The sequence below is a fragment of the Geodermatophilus sp. SYSU D00742 genome (genome assembly GCF_054049935.1).
On the sequence record NZ_JBJGYJ010000056.1, the window covers coordinates 1 to 15,585 of the forward strand.

14 protein-coding genes are annotated in these 15,585 nt (G+C 76.3%); 9 read left to right on the forward strand and 5 right to left on the reverse strand.

All coding sequences use genetic code 11. The features are described 5' to 3' along the window. Positions 1 to 236, forward strand: a 236-nt coding sequence (locus ACI78V_RS22290; protein WP_456854853.1) for a CoA-transferase, incomplete at its 5' end; no start/stop codon positions are given. A gap of 54 nt (positions 237 to 290) precedes the next feature. Here ACI78V_RS22290 and ACI78V_RS22295 read toward each other — a convergent pair. From ACI78V_RS22295 to pcaH, 5 genes are all read right to left on the reverse strand, one after another. Beyond that, complete coding sequence (locus tag ACI78V_RS22295) at positions 291 to 1,751, reverse strand: benzaldehyde dehydrogenase (protein WP_456854855.1); 1,461 nt, start codon at positions 1,749 to 1,751, stop codon at positions 291 to 293. A 371-nt stretch (positions 1,752 to 2,122) separates the two neighbouring features. Beyond that, positions 2,123 to 2,521: a 4-carboxymuconolactone decarboxylase gene (gene pcaC, locus ACI78V_RS22300; RefSeq protein WP_456854857.1), complete on the reverse strand. Its 399-nt coding sequence runs from the start codon at positions 2,519 to 2,521 to the stop codon at positions 2,123 to 2,125. A gap of 55 nt (positions 2,522 to 2,576) precedes the next feature. Then, positions 2,577 to 3,905, reverse strand: a complete 1,329-nt coding sequence (gene pcaB / locus ACI78V_RS22305; RefSeq protein ID WP_456854859.1) for a 3-carboxy-cis,cis-muconate cycloisomerase — start codon at positions 3,903 to 3,905, stop codon at positions 2,577 to 2,579. Between the two features lie 23 nt (positions 3,906 to 3,928). Continuing rightward, positions 3,929 to 4,594, reverse strand: coding sequence for a protocatechuate 3,4-dioxygenase subunit alpha (gene pcaG / locus ACI78V_RS22310; protein WP_456854861.1), 666 nt, complete (start codon positions 4,592 to 4,594; stop codon positions 3,929 to 3,931). After that, complete coding sequence (gene pcaH / locus ACI78V_RS22315) at positions 4,591 to 5,337, reverse strand: protocatechuate 3,4-dioxygenase subunit beta (RefSeq protein WP_456854863.1); 747 nt, start codon at positions 5,335 to 5,337, stop codon at positions 4,591 to 4,593. The genes pcaG and pcaH overlap by 4 nt, the downstream gene beginning before the upstream one ends. Positions 5,338 to 5,406: 69 nt before the next feature. Here pcaH and ACI78V_RS22320 point away from each other — a divergent pair, with 69 nt between their 5' ends. The 8 genes from ACI78V_RS22320 to ACI78V_RS22355 all read left to right on the forward strand — a co-directional run. Further along, a complete protein-coding gene (locus ACI78V_RS22320; protein ID WP_456854865.1) occupies positions 5,407 to 6,183 on the forward strand; it encodes an IclR family transcriptional regulator in 777 nt (258 codons plus the stop codon). 50 nt (positions 6,184 to 6,233) lie between these two features. Beyond that, positions 6,234 to 7,403, forward strand: coding sequence for a 4-hydroxybenzoate 3-monooxygenase (locus ACI78V_RS22325; RefSeq protein ID WP_456854867.1), 1,170 nt, complete (start codon positions 6,234 to 6,236; stop codon positions 7,401 to 7,403). A 111-nt stretch (positions 7,404 to 7,514) separates the two neighbouring features. After that, entirely contained in the window at positions 7,515 to 9,764 is a 2,250-nt protein-coding gene (locus ACI78V_RS22330; protein ID WP_456854870.1) for a hypothetical protein, read from the forward strand. Beyond that, the gene (locus ACI78V_RS22335; protein ID WP_456854872.1) at positions 9,757 to 11,016 is read left to right on the forward strand and encodes a hypothetical protein; all 1,260 of its coding nucleotides are present in this window, start codon (positions 9,757 to 9,759) and stop codon (positions 11,014 to 11,016) included. Before ACI78V_RS22330 ends, ACI78V_RS22335 begins: the two co-directional genes overlap by 8 nt. A 30-nt stretch (positions 11,017 to 11,046) precedes the next feature. Continuing rightward, the gene (locus tag ACI78V_RS22340) at positions 11,047 to 11,625 is read left to right on the forward strand and encodes a hypothetical protein (protein ID WP_456854874.1); all 579 of its coding nucleotides are present in this window, start codon (positions 11,047 to 11,049) and stop codon (positions 11,623 to 11,625) included. A 16-nt stretch (positions 11,626 to 11,641) separates the two neighbouring features. Continuing rightward, positions 11,642 to 12,967, forward strand: a complete 1,326-nt coding sequence (locus tag ACI78V_RS22345; RefSeq protein ID WP_456854876.1) for a hypothetical protein — start codon at positions 11,642 to 11,644, stop codon at positions 12,965 to 12,967. 6 nt (positions 12,968 to 12,973) lie between these two features. After that, positions 12,974 to 15,163, forward strand: a complete 2,190-nt coding sequence (locus ACI78V_RS22350; protein WP_456854878.1) for a peptidoglycan-binding domain-containing protein — start codon at positions 12,974 to 12,976, stop codon at positions 15,161 to 15,163. A gap of 16 nt (positions 15,164 to 15,179) precedes the next feature. Further along, positions 15,180 to 15,585 (forward strand): hypothetical protein (locus ACI78V_RS22355; protein WP_456854880.1); only part of this gene is annotated, 406 nt, incomplete at its 3' end.

Sequence of the window (15,585 nt, forward strand, 5' to 3'; positions counted from 1 at the left end):
ACACCGCCCGCGACGGCAGCCCCAAGCTGGTGCAGGAGTGCACCCTGCCGCTGACCGGCAAGGCCTGCGTCGACCGCGTCATCACCGACCTCGCCGTCATCGACATCACCCCCGCCGGCTTCACCCTTCGCGAGACCGCCCCGGGCGTGACCCCCGACGAGGTCGCCGCCGCGACCGGCGCCCCGCTCACCGTCGCCGACGACGTCCACGAGATGCAGCTCCCCGCCACGGTCTGACCGTGACCCACCGCGGTGGTGCGCCGAGCTCCACCGCGGTGGGTCACGGGCGGCTCAGAAGGGGTAGGCGGGCAGGTCACCGCGGAGGGTGACCCACTGGGTCTCGGTGAAGGCCTCGATGTTGGCCTGCGGGCCACCGTGGCGCGAGCCGGTGCCCGAGGCACCCACGCCGCCGAAGGGGGCGACCGCCTCGTCGTTGACCGTCTGGTCGTTGATGTGCACCAGGCCGGACGGGATCCGCTCGGCCAGCTGCAGCCCGGCGTGGACGTCGCGGGTGAGGATGCCCAGACTCAGCCCGTACTCGGTGCCGGCGGCGAGCTCGGCGACCTCGTCGAGGCTGGTGAACGGGGTGACCGGGGCGACCGGCCCGAAGATCTCCTCGGCGTAGGCCGGGGCGCCGACCGGGACGTCGCCGAGCACCGTGGGCCGGTAGAACAGGCCCTCGAAGGTGCCGCCGGTGCGCACCGTCGCGCCGGCGGCCACGCTGGAGGTCACCAGCCCGTGCACCCGGTCACGCTGGCCGGCGTCGATCAGCGGGCCCAGCGCGACCTGCTCCCGGAACGGGTCGCCGACCGGCAGGTCCGCCACCTTCTCGGTCAGCACCGCCGTGTACTCCTCGGCGATCGACTCGTGCACCAGGTGCCGGCTGGTCGCCATGCAGATCTGCCCGGAGTGGGAGAAGGTCCCCCACGCACCCACGGAGGCCGCGGCGGTCACGTCGACGTCGGGCAGCACGATCAGCGCGGAGTTGCCGCCCAGCTCCAGGTGCGCCCGCTTGAGGTGCTGCCCGGCCAGCGCGCCCACGGCCCGGCCGGCCCTCGTCGAGCCGGTGAACGCGATGATCCGCACCGCGGGCTCCACCACCAGCGCCTCGCCGACGTCGGCACCGCCCGGCAGCACCTGGAACACCCCGGCCGGGAGCCCGGCCTGCGCGAAGACGCGGGCGAAGACCGCACCGCCGGAGATCGCGGTGCGGGGGTCGGGCTTGAGGACGACCGCGTTGCCCAGCGCCAGCGCCGGTGCGATCGCCCGGATGGCCAGGATGGTCGGCACGTTGAACGGCGCGATCACCCCGACCACGCCGGCCGGCAGCCGGCGGGCGAAGCTCAGCCGCGGGGCGCCGGTGCGCAGCAGTTCTCCGTACGGGTGCGACGGCAGCGCGGACGCCTCGTAGCACTCGGCCGCGGTGGTGTGCACCTGGAAGTCGCCGAAGGGCTGGATCGCCCCCGACTCGCGGGCCAGCCAGCCCTTCACCTCGTCCGCGTGCGCGGTGAGCAGGTCCCCGGCCCGGCGCAGCACCGCGGCGCGCTCCTCGTAGGGCAGTGCCGCCCAGGCGCGCTGCGCCTCGACCGCACGCACCGCGGCGGCGTGCACGTCCTCCGGCGTCGCCCTGCCCACGGGGGCGATCACGTCGCCCGTGGCGGGCTCGACCGCGTCGTAGGTGCCTCCCGACCCGTCGGTCCAGGCTCCGGTCCAGACCTTCCCGTGCCACGCGCCGTCGTCCAGCAGTGCCATTGCTCGTCTCCCGTTCCGGCCACCCACGCGGCCCCACGCGACGTTACCCGTGAGTAACCAATGGCCCGGCGCCCGCCCCGGATGGCGTTCCCGAGGGGTGTGGTCGCCGTGCGAGGACGGCCGTCCCCCACCAGGCCGGGCGGTGCGGGCGACCGGGCCGGCCCGGCCGCGCGACCGGCCGTGGCGCGGCCTCGACAGCCGGTGGCGACCACGCCGCCACCGCTGCGCGACCGGCCCACCGGGGGGCGCACGGTCCTACCGTCGGGGACGTCGACGCCGCCGTGCCCTCGCCGGCACCCGGGCCGGCCGTGCGGTGCCGCGGGACGCCCCCGCCCGCGGCACCGCCCGGTCACCTGCCAGTGGACGACGGCTCAGGCGCCGCGCAGCTCCGCGAGGATCGGCCCGGCCACCTTGAACGCGTGGTTGGCCGCGGGCACGCCCGCGTAGACGGCGGCGTGCTGGATGCACTCGCCGATCTCGGCGTCGGTGAGCCCGTTGTTGACCGCCGCGCGCACGTGCAGGGCGAACTCGTCCCAGTGCCGCAGCGCGATGGTGATCGACAGGGTCATCAGGCTGCGGTCCCGGCGCGCGAGCCCGGGCCGCTGCCAGATGTCGCCCCACGCCACCCGGGTGATGAAGTCCTGGAAGTCGGCGGTGAACGGCGTCGTGCCGGCCACCGCCCGGTCGACCCACTCGTCGCCGAGCACCTGGCGGCGGGTGGCCATGCCGGCCTCGCGCCGGGCGTCGTCGGTACTGGGCAGCTCGCTCATCGGGCTCCTCCGTCGGGGTGGGCGTCGTCGCGTGCGGAGGGCACCGGGACGGCGCTCACCGCCCGCCCTCGGTGAGTGCGGCGTGCTCGGCCAGGGCGGCGTCCACCTGCGCGCCGGCCTCGCCGACGTCGGGCGCGGCCGCGGCCAGGACGGCGGCGGTGTCGATGTCCGTGCGCGCGGCGACCACCTCGGCCAGTGCCCGGCCGGTGTCCCGCGCCTCCCGGACCGCGGCGGCCGCGGCGTCGTGCGCCGCCCCCTTGCCCAGGGAGGGCGTGAGGGCCTCGGCGAGCGCACCGGCCAGCGGGCCCTCGGCGGCCGCGGCGGCGGTGGCCGCCATCCGGGCGACGTCGGGACGCAGCCCGCGCAGGCTCTCTGCCAGCCAGGCCGTCGCCGACCCGACGGTGGTGAGCAGGTCGGTCAGCGCCGGCCACTCGCTGTGCCAGGCACCGGCGGCCCGTTCGTGCTCCTGCTCCATGGCCGACAGCAGCGTGGCCACCAGGCCCGGGGCGCGGCGGGCGCAGGCGCGGGCGGAGATCGCCGCGACCGGGTTGCGCTTGTGCGGCATCGCCGACGAGCCACCGCGGCCCTCCCCCACCTCGGCGGCCTCGGCGACCTCCGACTGGGCCAGGAGGACGACGTCGACCGCGACCGTGGCGACCGCACCGGCGGCGGCACCCAGCGCCCCGGCGAGGTCGGCGATCGGCAGCCGGACGGTGTGCCAGGGGACGGCGGTGGTGGCCAGCCCCAGCTCCTCGGCCAGCGCCGCCCGCAGGTCGACCCCGGACCCGTCGCTGGCCGCCAGCGTGCCGACCGCACCGCCGTACTGCACCGGCAGCGACGCGACCACCTCGGCCAGCCGCAGCCGCGCGCCGTCCAGGCCGGCCAGCCACCCGGCGGCCTTGAGCCCGAAGGTGGTGGGCAGCGCCTGCTGCATGAGCGTGCGACCCATGACGACGTCGTCCCGGTGGGTGCGGGCGAGCCCGGCCGCCGTCTCCGCGGCCGCGGCCAGGTCGGCGTCGATCGCCGCGACGGCGTCGCGGGCGAGCAGCACCAGCGCGGTGTCCAGCACGTCCTGGCTGGTGCCCCCGACGTGGACGGCGACCGCGTCGCGCTCCCCCACCGCGTCCTGGACCGCCCGCACCAGTGGGGGCACCGGGTTGCCGGCGTCGGCGGCCTTGGCCACCACCGTGGCGAGGTCCAGCCGGGAGGGGTCGGCGCAGGCGGCGCTGACCGCGTCCGCGGCCGTCGTCGGCACCAGGCCGGTGCGCGCCGCGGCGCGGGCGAGCGCGGCCTCGACGTCGAGCAGTGCCCGGAACCAGGCGTCGTCGGAGACCGCGGCCGCCGCCGCACCACGGGCGAACGTGCCGGCGAACAGACCTGTCACGGCGTCCTTCCTACCGTGACCGGTCACACCGCGAAGAAGACCGTCTCCCGCTCACCCTGCAGGTGCACGTCGAAGCGGTAGCCGTCCTCGGTGGGCGTGGCCAGCAGCGTGGCCCGCCGGTCCTCCGGGATCCCCCGCAGGACGACGTCCTCGGCGTTGGCCTCGGCCTCGTCGGCGAAGTAGATCCGGGTGACCACGCGGTCGAGCAGGCCACGGGCGAAGAGGCTGACGTCGATGTGCGGCGCCTGCAGGCCGCCCTCGCCGTCCGGCACCCGGCCGGGCTTGAGGGTGTGGAGGGCGAACTCGCCGGGCGGGTCGATGGTCTGCACGCGGGCGTAGCCGCGGAAGCCGGGGTAGGACGACGCGCCGCGGGGGTCCTCGGGCGACGGGAAGCCGCCGTCCGGGTCGGCCTGCCAGGTCTCCACCATGGCGTCGGGCACGAGGTCGCCGGCGCCGTCGAAGACCCGCCCGCGGATCCAGATCCCGCCCTCGGTGCCCTCGGCGGCGGCCCACTGACCGTCGGGCCAGGTCAGCCCGATCGCCAGGTACGGCCCGACGGTCGCGCTGGGGGTGGGGCCCAGCCGCAGCGGGCCGGTGAGGAAGCCGGTGCCGCGCTGCCCCGAGCGCGGCTGGAAGGGGGTGGCCGGGTCCGGCGGGACGTCCAGCGGGTCGAGGATCGGCTTGCTCACGCCACGTCTCCGTCGTCGTCGGTCTCGAACGGGGTCTGGTCGGTCCCCCGCAGCACGATGTTCCACTCGAAGGCCAGCGCCCAGTTGTCCTGGGTCCGCTCGAGGTCGTACCGGCTGATCGCCCGGTGGCGCGCCGCGGCCGGGATGGCGTTGAAGATGGGGTCCTGGCCGAACAGCGGGTCGTCCGGGAAGTACATCTGGGTGACCAGGCGCTGGGTGAAGGCGCGGCCGAACAGGCTGAAGTGGATGTGCGCCGGGCGCCAGGCGTTGTGGTGGTTGCCCCACGGGTACGCGCCGGGCTTGATCGTCATGAACTCGTAGCGGCCGAGGCTGTCGGTGACCACGCGCCCCAGGCCGTCGAAGTGCGGGTCGAGCGGCGCGGGCCAGTTGTCGACGACGTGCCGGTAGCGGCCGGCCGCGTTGGCCTGCCACACCTCGACGAGCGCGTCGGGCACCGGGCGGCCGTCGCTGTCGAGCACCCGCCCGTAGACGAGGATCCGCTGGCCCACCGCCTCGCCGCCGTTGCGCCACGTCAGGTCGGCGTCCTGCGCCTGGACCCGGTCCTCGCCGAGCACGGGCCCGGTGACCTCGGTCAGCCGGTGCGGCAGGTCGACGGGGGTGCGCAGCGGCGCCCGCAGGCCGGTGCTCCGGTAGTCGGGGAAGCCGACGGGGGTGCGCAGCGAGGGGTCCTCGCGCAGGTAGCGCGGCAGCGCGAGCCGGCTGCCGGATGTGGTCCCGGTCATGCTGGGACCGTACGGCGGCGGGTCTACGCTGCCCAAGCCGAGACTCCCGCCCAGTGGAAAGAGGTACCCGTGGCCGGTGGCAGCGCGACGTCCGGGCGGTCGGTCACGTCCCGGGCGCTGGCCGTGCTCGACGCCTTCGACGCCACCGCCCCCCGGTTGTCGCTGTCGGAGATCGCCGAGCGCTCGGGGACGCCGCTGTCCACCACGCACCGCCTGCTCGGCGAGCTCACCGAGTGGGGCGCGCTCGCGCGGCGGTCCGACGGCCGCTACGAGATCGGCCGCAAGCTGTGGGACCTCGGCCTGCTCGCCCCGGTGCAGCTCGAGCTGCGGCAGGTCGCCTCCCCCTTCCTGCTCGACGTGCACACCGCCACCCGCGACACCGTGCACCTCGCCGTCCGCGAGGGCCGGTCCGCGCTCTACGTCGAGCGGATCTCCGGCCGGGAGTCGGTACCCGTGGTGAGCCAGGTCGGCAGCCGGCTGCCGCTGCACGCCACCGGCGTCGGCAAGGTGCTCCTCGCCGCCGCGCCCGACGACGTCGTCGAGGCCGTCCTGCGCGCGCCGACGCGGGCGACGCGGCACACCGTGGTCGACCCGGCGCGGCTGCGGCGGGAGCTCGGCGAGGTACGCCGGCGCGGGTACGCGCGGACGGCGGAGGAGATGTCGCTGGGCACGCTGTCGGTCGCCGTCCCGGTCCGCGCCGATCGCTCCGGCGACCCGGTCGTCGTGGCGGCGCTCGGCGTCGTCGCCCCCAGCCACCGGCGCGACCTCAGCCGGCTGGTGCCCGTCCTCGAGGTCGCGGCCCGGGGCATCGGCCGCCAGCTGTCCCAGGCACGCCACTTCCACTGAGCGGGAGCGTGCGGTTCCCGAAGCGGCGTACCGCCGGTCACACTCGGCCCGTGCGTACTCAGGTGGGGATCATCGGGGCCGGCCCGGCCGGACTGCTGCTGTCGCGGCTGCTGCACCTCCAGGGGATCGACTCCGTCGTCCTGGAGAGCCGGTCGCGGGCCTACGTGGAGGCGCGCATCCGCGCCGGCATCCTCGAGCAGCACACCGTCGACACGCTGACCGCCGCGGGCGTCGGCGACCGGCTGCAGCGTGAGGGCCTCGAGCACCGCGGCATCCACCTGCAGTACCCGGGACACCGTTACACGCTGGACTTCCCCGAGCTGTGCGGACGCACCGTGTGGGTGTACGGCCAGACCGAGGTCACCAAGGACCTCATCGCGACCCAGCTCGACGGCGGCCCGCCGCTGCTGTTCGAGGTCTCCGACGTCCAGCCCGAGGACGTCGACGGCGACAGCCCCCGGATCCGGTTCACCGACGCCGACGGCACCGAGCAGGTCCTCGAGTGCGACGTCATCGCCGGCACCGACGGCTTCCACGGCGTCTCGCGGCCGGTCGTCCAGGCTGCGTCCGGGCGGGTGTGGGAGCGCACCTACCCGTACGCGTGGCTGGGCATCCTGGCCGACGCCGCGCCCGCGACCGACGAGCTGATCTACTCCTGGCACCCCGACGGCTTCGCGCTGTACTCCATGCGCTCGCCGACGGTGTCTCGCCTGTACCTGCAGGTCGACCCCACCGAGAAGATCGAGGACTGGTCGGACGACCGGATCTGGGAGAACCTCGCCCAGCGGTTCGCGCTCGAGGGCTGGGAGATCAACACCGGCCCGATCACCGAGAAGTCGGTGCTGCCGATGCGCTCCTTCGTCAGCACCCCGATGCGCCGCGGCCGGCTGTTCCTCGCCGGGGACGCCGCGCACATCGTCCCGCCCACCGGCGCCAAGGGCCTCAACCTCGCCGTCGCCGACGTCACCCTGCTGGCCCAGGCGCTGGTGCGGCTGCTGCAGGAGAAGCAGACCGACCTGGTCGACACCTACTCCGACCGCGCGCTGGCCCGCGTCTGGCGGTGCACCCACTTCTCGTGGTTCATGACCTCGATGCTGCACCGCTCCGGGGACGACTTCGACGCCGAGCTGCAGCTCTCCCAGCTGCGCCGGATCGCCGCCTCCGAGCCCGCCGCCCGCGAGCTGGCGGAGAACTACACCGGCCTGCCGCTGGAGGTCTGAGCGCCCGGCGGCCGCGCCTCGGCGCCGGGGAGGCGGTGACGGACCGGTGACGCGGCGGTGATGGGCCGCGGGGAGCCTGGTCGTCCGGTCCGGACCCCCGCGGAGGTGGCCATGAGCGTCTTCGAGACGGAGACCGAACAGCGCCCCGACGGGTTCCTCGCCTCGCCGTTCTCCGTCGCCGAGGTCGAGGCGGCCGCCTCCCCCCTGCCGGAGGCCCCGGTCCCCGCGGTCCTGGAGACGCCCTTCGCCGAGGCGCTGGCCTCGGTGGGCGAGGAGGAGCTCGAGGCGCAGGCGGTGAGCGCCCTCGTGGCGGAGCTCGAGGACGAGGAGTTCACCGAGGCGCTGGAGGCCCTCGTCGACGAGGCCGCCGGCATGCACCTGCGCTCCGCCGGCACCTGGAGCCACGAGGCCGACGCCGGACGGCTGGCGGGCGCCGAGGTGGAGCAGTGGCTGGAGGCCCTGGCCGCGGAGGCCGACCACCGGCTGGCGCGGCTGGCCGACCACCTGGCCGACCGCCCCGTCGACGCCGTCTCCGCGGCCGAGCTGGAGGCGCTCGTCGCGGGCGTCGCGCCGCCCGAGGGCCTGGCCGGGCCGCTCGACGCCCAGGAGCAGTTCCTCGGCAAGCTCGTGCGCAAGGCGGCGAACGTGGTGAAGGGCGCCGCCAAGCTGGTCAAGCGGGGCGTCGCCGCGGTGGGCAAGCTGCTGCCGGTCGGCCGCGTCTTCGACGTCCTGCGCCGGCTGGTGCGTCCGCTGCTGCAGCGCGTGCTGGCCAAGGCCATCGGCAAGCTGCCGCCGGCCCTGCAGCCCGCGGCCCGCCGGCTCGCCGGCCGGGTCCCCGGCCTGCGCGAGGCCACCGACGAGCAGGAGCACGAGGGCACCGTCGTCGCCCTCGCCGAGCAGTTCGACGCGGCCGTGGCCGAGGCGGTCCTCGCCCCCGGCGAGGCCGCGGCCGCCGCGCCGCTGGCCGCCTTCGAGGCGGAGGCCTCGTCGGTCCGCGACGGCGCCGCCGAGCTGGAGGCGCTCGACGACGCCCGGCAGCGGCTCGCCCGTCAGCTGAGCGCGTCCCCTCCGGGGGCGGACCCGACCGCGGAGATGGAGCAGTTCATCCCGGTCGTCATGGCCGCCATGCCGCTGGTCAAGCTCGGGGTGAAGGTCATCGGCCGCCAGCGCATCGTCGGCTTCGTCGCCAGGCTGCTGGCCGACCTCGTCCGGCCGATGGTCGGCGCCCAGGTCGCCGGCCCCCTGTCCCAGCACGTGGCCGACGCCGGACTCCGCCTGCTGGGGCTGGAGGCCGAGGCCCGGGACACCGTGGGCGCCGAGGCACTGGTCGCCGCCGCCGAGGACACCATCCGCGAGGTCGTGTCCCTGCCCGAGGCCTCGCTCGAGAGCGAGCTGCTCCTCGAGGCCGTGGTGCAGGAGGCGTTCGAGGAGGCCGCCGTCCGTCACTTCCCGGCACAGGTGCTCCGGGCGGGGCTGGACGGGGGCGAGGCCGGTGAGGACGAGCGCGGCATCTGGGTGCCGATGCCGCGGGTGGCCGGTGGCCGCCGGCGTTTCCGGACGTACAGCATCGTCCGGCCGGTGCACATCGGCCGGCTGGTGGCCCGCTCCGTCGTCTTCCCCGAGGGGGACACGCTCGAGGAGCGACTGCTCGACGAGGGCGTGACCTCCTGGCCCGTGACGGCGGAGGTGACCACCTACGAGCTCCTGCCCGGCGGGGAGCCGGGCCACCTGGCCGCCTTCGAGCTGGAGGGCGAGTCGCCCGCGTCCGGCGCGCTGGCGTTCCACGAGCTCGAGGACGAGAGCTGGCTGCCGGGAGTGCCCCGGCGCGGCGGCTCGGCCGGACGGCGGGGCGCGGTGCGCCCGGGGCGGCGGTACGTGCGGCTGCGCGTCGGGGGCCGGCCGGTGCGCCGGCGCCGCCGGTTCGCCGTCCGGCTGGACCTCACCGGGGCGGCGCCGCAGCTGCTGGTCCACCTGCTCGTGAGCGAACGGCTCGCGCACGTGCTGGCCGGCGCCCTCGCGCAGCGCAGGCAGGCCGCTGTCGTGGCCGCCCTGCGCCGGCTCGTCGGTCCCGCCTGGCAGCGGGCGATCGCCGGGCGGCTGCGCCGCATGCTGGCCCGCCACGGCATCCAGGTGCCCGACGGCGGGAGTGCGCGGCTGGCCGCCCAGCTGGCCGCGGCCCTCGAACGGGTGGTCGCCGCCCGGCTGCCGGAGGCCGCCGCCACCCTCGCCGCGGCCGCCAAGGACCCGGCACCCGGGATCACCCTGACCTTCACGTTCCCCTTCGCCGACCGCGAGGCCCTGTCCCGGGGCACGCCCGGCGAGCCGACGCTCGGTGTCCGCCCGGGACAGCACCGTGCCTGACCAGGTGGGGCGGCGGACGCTGGCCGAGCTCACGCACTGGCGGCTGGCGGTCGAGGCGCTGGCCGACCTCGACGCGGTGGCCGCACCCGAGGCCTGGGCGAGCCTGGAGACCTACCTGCACCACGGCGTGCGCGGACGGCTGACCTCCGTCGTCGCGGCCGTCGCGCAGGAGGCCCGCGCGCTCGAGGCGCTGGCGGCGGCGGGGGCCCCGCCGGACACCGTCCGGCGCGGCGTCCTGCAGCTACGCCGGCGCTACCTGCAGGCCGAGACGGTGCTCGACTTCTACGGCGACGCCGTCAACAGCCGGACCAACCCGACCCTGCGCGCCCTGCTGCGCGGCTTCGACGCGCTCGCCGCCGACTCGATGGCCGCGTCGCTGCGGCCCCTCGGCCTCCCGTCCCCGCCGGCGCTGACCTACGTGGACAAGGGCCTGGGGGCCTCGATCCTCCGGGCCGGGATCCGCCTCTGGGACGCCGCGCACCCCTCGCCGGCCGCCGCGATCAAGCTCACCCGGCACAACCTGTCCTTCCCGACCGCGCTGCTGCACGAGACCGGCCACCAGGTGGGGCACATCACGGGGTGGAACGCCGAGCTGGCGGAGGCGCTGCACGCGGTGCTGGCACCGCGGTCGCCGCAGGCTGCCGCCCTGTGGCGCTCCTGGGCGGGCGAGGTGGCCGCGGACGTGCACGCCTTCGCCCAGGCCGGCTGGGTGCCGGTGTCGGCGCTGGCCAACGTGGTCGACGGCCCGACCGAGTCGGTGTACCGGATCCGGCTGGGCGACCCCCACCCCTTCGCCTGGATCCGGGTGCAGTTCAACGTCGCGCTGTGCCGGCGCTGGTTCGGCCCGGGCCCCTGGGACGACGTCGGCGCGGCCTGGGCGCGTCGCCACCCGGTCGCCGCCGCGGGGCCCGCGGCCGCCGCCGTCGTCGAGACCAGCGCCGCGGCCATGGACGACCTCGTCGACGTGTGCACCCGGCAGCCCATGCGCTCGCTCGGCGGCCGGCCGCTGGCCCGGGTGCTCGACCCGCTGCGGGTGCACCCCGAGGCCCTCCGGGACCTCGAGCAGCAGGCCGGCGGGTCGCTGCTCACGTCGTCCTACCTGCGGCGGCACGACTCGCTGCGCATCCTCGCCGTCCTGGCGGCACGGACCCTCACCGACCCCGCGCGCGCGGTCGAGCACCGCGCCCGCCTCCGGGCCTGGGTCTGCGACCTCGGCGCCGACTCCAGTCCACACGCCGCTGCGGCGGCCTAGTCCACCGGCGACGGCAGGGAGGAACGACCGATGGCCGACGACGAGCAGCCCCCCGAGGGCCTGCAGCTGCAGCAGCACGACGAGCACCAGGACGGGCAGCCCGACGGGCACCAGGACGGGCAGCTGGTCGAGCAGCTCGTCCGGCAGTTCACGGAGGCCATCCGTGACCTGGTCGACGAGGGCCGCCGGCCCCCGCCCGCGCCGACCGGCGGTGACGCCGGCCAGGCCCTGCGCCAGCGGGTCGACTTCGGCTACCGGGCCCTCGGCGCCCTCATGGGCCGGGTGAGCCGGACGCCGGCCGCGGAGTTCGACGTCCAGACCTTCGCCGCCTGCTGGGACGACGAGGGCTCGGTGATCCACCTGATCGGCCCGCTCGACGGCGTCAAGTTCGTGGAGCTCCGGGCTCCCCGGACGCCGCACTGCGCCGCGGTCACCGAGACCGTGAAGGTCGTCGGCTACGGGCGTGGCGGGGCGCGGCTGGAACCCAAGCAGATCGGTCCCGACCGGGCGATCGAGTCCATGACCGGGCTGGGTGGCCGCACCGGACCGCTGGTCGCCTTCGGGCCCCGGCTCGCCGCCCGCACCACCGACCACGTCCCCGCCGAGTGACCCGGAGGCCAGTCCCGTGTTCCTCAACCTGGCGAAGCTCCTGCAGGACGCCGGCCGCCCGCGAGAGCAGGTCTTCCTCGTCCACCCCGTGCAGCTGAGCCGCTGGCTGGACGAGGCGTGGCAGGCCGCCGCGTTGGTCCCGCCCCTGCCCATCGGGTCGGTACCGACCCGGCCGCCGGCCATCGGCAGCACCGCCATCGTCGACGCGCTCGACCTGCCGCGCCAGCTCCCCCCGGCCTCGCTGCTGCCCTCCGGCATCGACCCGGCCGACGTGGACGTGTACCGCGACCAGACCGTCCTCCAGGCCGGCACCGGCCTCATCTGGCACCACCTGGTCTACGCGTACCTCATCGAGAGCACCGGGGCGGTCGAGGTCTTCGCCGAGGTGCTGCGGCGGCTCGTCGTCGGCGAGACCCTCGGCCAGCTGTCCCCCGAGGCGGCGAAGTGGGTACGGGCCAGCGAGGAGCTGTTCTTCCGGGACCCGCCGCTCTACTCGATCGCGGGCGTGACGAGCGAGCTGCGACCGCAGTCCCGCGTCAACCGCCGCAACGCCTACTGGCGCATGTTCGGTCTCGACCTCCCGCACCCCATCCCGGCACGCTGGGCGCCCCCGTCCCCGGACTCGCCGTGGAAGGCCGACGTCGGCGCCGGGGTCAACACCGACTTCCGCGCCAAGTGGTCCGAGCTGCTCCGGCAGGTCTGGCTCGGCCTGGAGAACGCCACCAACACCTCCGGCGCCAGGCCCACGGACCCCGCCTACGTCGCGACCCTCTGCCGCGCGCTCGCGGACATGTTCAACGACCGCCGCCGGGGTGGACTGCTCGCCCGGGAGGAGTTCGCGTACGTGACGACGCTGAGCTGGTTCCACCTCACGCTGCAGACCGACACCCCCATCGTCGTCGACCTCAAGGCCCAGGCGTCGAGCCCGGCCGAGCGTCTCGCCCTGATCGCGGACCGGGTCGGGTTGCGGCCGGCGCAGCGGGCCCGGGAGCTGTTCGACCTCTCCGAGCCCATGTCCAGCGTGCTGCGGGCCATCGAGATCGGCACGTTCGACACCGACGCGGCCGCCGAGACCCTCTTCGACCCCGCGGGCACCCTCGGCAAGGAGATGCGTGACCTGGTCAACCAGTGGCAGTCCGCCACCGGTGAGCGGATCAAGGAGCGCGTCACCGCCACCGCCGTCCTCACCGACCGCCAGCCGCTGCGCGTCCCGACTCCGGGGGTGCAGGAGGCGGCCCGGACGGGAGCCGCGCCGGGCACCTCCGCCAACGGGCGCCCGTCGATACCGGCCCCGGCGTCGCCGCCCTCCGCGTCGCGTCTCGGCTCCGTGCGACCGGGCTGACCCGCCGTGTCGGCCGTCTGGGACCGCCCCTGGGCCGAGGAGGCGAACCCCTCCCCGGCCGAGGCGTGGCTGCACGAGGACGAGGACGAGGCCGGCCACGAGCTGACCGTGCCGCCCGGGGAGCTCCTGGCCCAGCCGGAGGGCGAGGCCGGCGGCCGGCAGCTGTGGGTGCCCGGAGCCGAGCGGGTGGCCAACCCGCGCTCCCGGGGCGGGACCCACGTCGGCGGCCCGTGGCGGTTCGTGTTCCACACCGTGGAGGGCCGGCCCGGCGCCGAGGAGTTCCGGCGCCTGGCCGCGCGCCACCGCACGCCGCCGCACCTGTGGGCCATGCCGACGGCCGACCTGCTCCTGCAGACCATCCCCCTCGACCGGTCCGCCTACGCGCTCGCCCGCCCCGGGACGGTGCACACCAACCGGCGCCAGGCGGTCCAGGTGGAGGTGTGGGGCTTCGCGCGGGACATGGCCACCGCACCACCCGAGGTGCTGGACTGGCTGGCGCGGCGCGTGCTCGCACCCGTCGCCCGGCTGGTGCCGATCGACCTGGCCGACGTGCGCCCGGCCGGCACCGAGCGCTGCTACGGCCTCCGCTCGCCGTGCCGCATGTCCGCCGAGCAGTGGCGGCGCTTCAACGGCGTCTGCGGCCACAAGGACGTCCCCGACAACGCCCACTGGGACCCCGGCGGCCTGGACATGGCGGCGATCGCGGCCCGGGCCCGCGCGCTCCTGTCCGGTGGCGCTCCGCAGCAGGAGGACGAGGTCGCCGACCGGGGACGGCAGCGGACCATCTTCTCCTGGCCCGCGGAGACCGGCGGGTGGACCGAGGACGCCGGTGGGCACGAGACCTGGACCGGCCCGGACTCGTCCGGGTCCTCGGGCGGGAGTCCGTGGGCCGCCGAGGCCGAGGAGGCCGTCTGGGACGGGGAGGTGCACGCCGGGGGCGCCGGTGGGGAGGCCGAGGGCGCCGGGTACGGGCCGCCCGCCGGCGAGGCGGCGTCCGGCGAGGGCGGGGTCGCGGTGCTGCCGGAGCTGCTGGCCGCCGAGACCGCCACCCCCGGACTGACCACCCGGCTGGCCGGCCTGGCCGCCCTGGCCGTCGGCCCCGACCTGCGCCGCGGCAGCACCGGCGCCGCCGTCGCCGCCCTCCAGCGCGTGCTCACCGACCTCGGCCACCCCCTCGCCGCCGACGGCGACTTCGGCGCCCGCACCGACGCCGCCGTCCGCGCCTTCCAGACCCGCACCGGCCTGAGCCCCGACGGCGTCGTCGGGCCCCGCACCAAGGCCGCCCTCGCCGCCGCCCTCACCCGCCGGCCCCCCGGACCCGGCCCGACCCCCACCCCACCGGCACCGGTGCCCGGCCCGGGACCCATCCCGATCCCCGTACCGGCGCCGTGCGTCCAGGTGCCGGCGCTCGCGGACGCCGACCGGGCCTGCCTCGCCCGGGACCCCTCCGGCTTCGCCGGCGTGCCGGGCATCCGGGCCTTCGCCGAGCAGCTCGCCGCGTGTGCCGCCGACCGCAACCGGCGCCTGTCCGGGGGTTCGGCACCGTCGAAGCGGGCCCTCGCCCTGGCCGACCTCGGCTACCTCGAGCGCGACTTCGCGGACACGCTGCGCGGGGGCCACGCACGGTGGGGGCAGAAGTGCCGCCTCGGGGCCGTGGCCCGCGGCTGGATGTACGGCCGCCGTGAGGAGGTCGACTTCGCCACCCTGGGGACGGGCGGCCGCTACCAGCCGATCGAGTCGTACCTCCCGCCGGCGGGCGGTGACCGGCTCGAGCCGATGGAGGGCGGCGGGCGCGGGGACTTCCCGGTCCAGCCCCTGCTCAACCAGGTGCTGCGCGGCATGCGGGCCGGCCACCCGGGCACGCGGGGGAACAACTACTCCGCCAAGCACGGTGGGGGGCCGTTCAAGGGCCGTGGGTTCTCCGTCGACCTCTACATCGGGGCGGGGCTGGACGAGCGCGGGTTCTGGCAGCGCGAGCGCGCCGTGGCGGCCCTCCTCGCCCTCGACGCGGCGTGCCGGTCCGCGGGAGCCGCCTGGCGTGTCCTCTACAACGACCACGCCGTCGCCGCCGCGGTCAACCGGCACACCGGCCTGCGGCAGGTCGTCTTCGTCGGCGACTCGTCGGGCGGCGCGCTGAACTGGCACGGTCCGCTGATCCTGCACTTCCACCTCGACGTCGCGCCGCTGCGGCGCTGACCGGACGGAGGACGACGTGACGACACCCTGGTCCACCGAGTGGACCGGTGGGGCTGCCCCGCAGGCGTACGGCGAGCAGACCGCGGTCGGGACGCCGGCGCACGAGGACTGGTCGGCCGTCGAGGACTGGTCGGAGCGCGAGGACTGGGCGGCCCCGGACCCGTGGACGCCGCCGGACCGGTCGGCGCCGTCGCACCCCTGGACGCCGCCGGACCAGGAGTGGGCCGAGGAGGAGGCGCTCGCCGACCTCGACGAGAGCCACGCGGTCGGCGCGGAGGAGTCGGAGCAGTCCTGGGAGGGCGGGGTCGCGGTGCTGCCGGAGCTGCTGGCCGCCGAGACCGCCACCCCCGGACTGACCACCCGGCTGGCCGGCCTGGCCGCCCTGGCCGTCGGCCCCGACCTGCGCCGCGGCAGCACCGGCG

Excerpts from the sequence above, each read along its gene's own strand:
- pcaC (WP_456854857.1), bottom strand. The coding sequence starts at position 2,521 with ATGAGCGAGCTGCCCAGTACCGACGACGCCCGGCGCGAGGCCGGCATG.
- ACI78V_RS22330 (WP_456854870.1), top strand. The coding sequence starts at position 7,515 with ATGAGCGTCTTCGAGACGGAGACCGAACAGCGCCCCGACGGGTTCCTC.
- pcaH (WP_456854863.1), bottom strand. The coding sequence starts at position 5,337 with ATGACCGGGACCACATCCGGCAGCCGGCTCGCGCTGCCGCGCTACCTG.
- ACI78V_RS22295 (WP_456854855.1), bottom strand. The coding sequence starts at position 1,751 with ATGGCACTGCTGGACGACGGCGCGTGGCACGGGAAGGTCTGGACCGGA.
- ACI78V_RS22340 (WP_456854874.1), top strand. The coding sequence starts at position 11,047 with ATGGCCGACGACGAGCAGCCCCCCGAGGGCCTGCAGCTGCAGCAGCAC.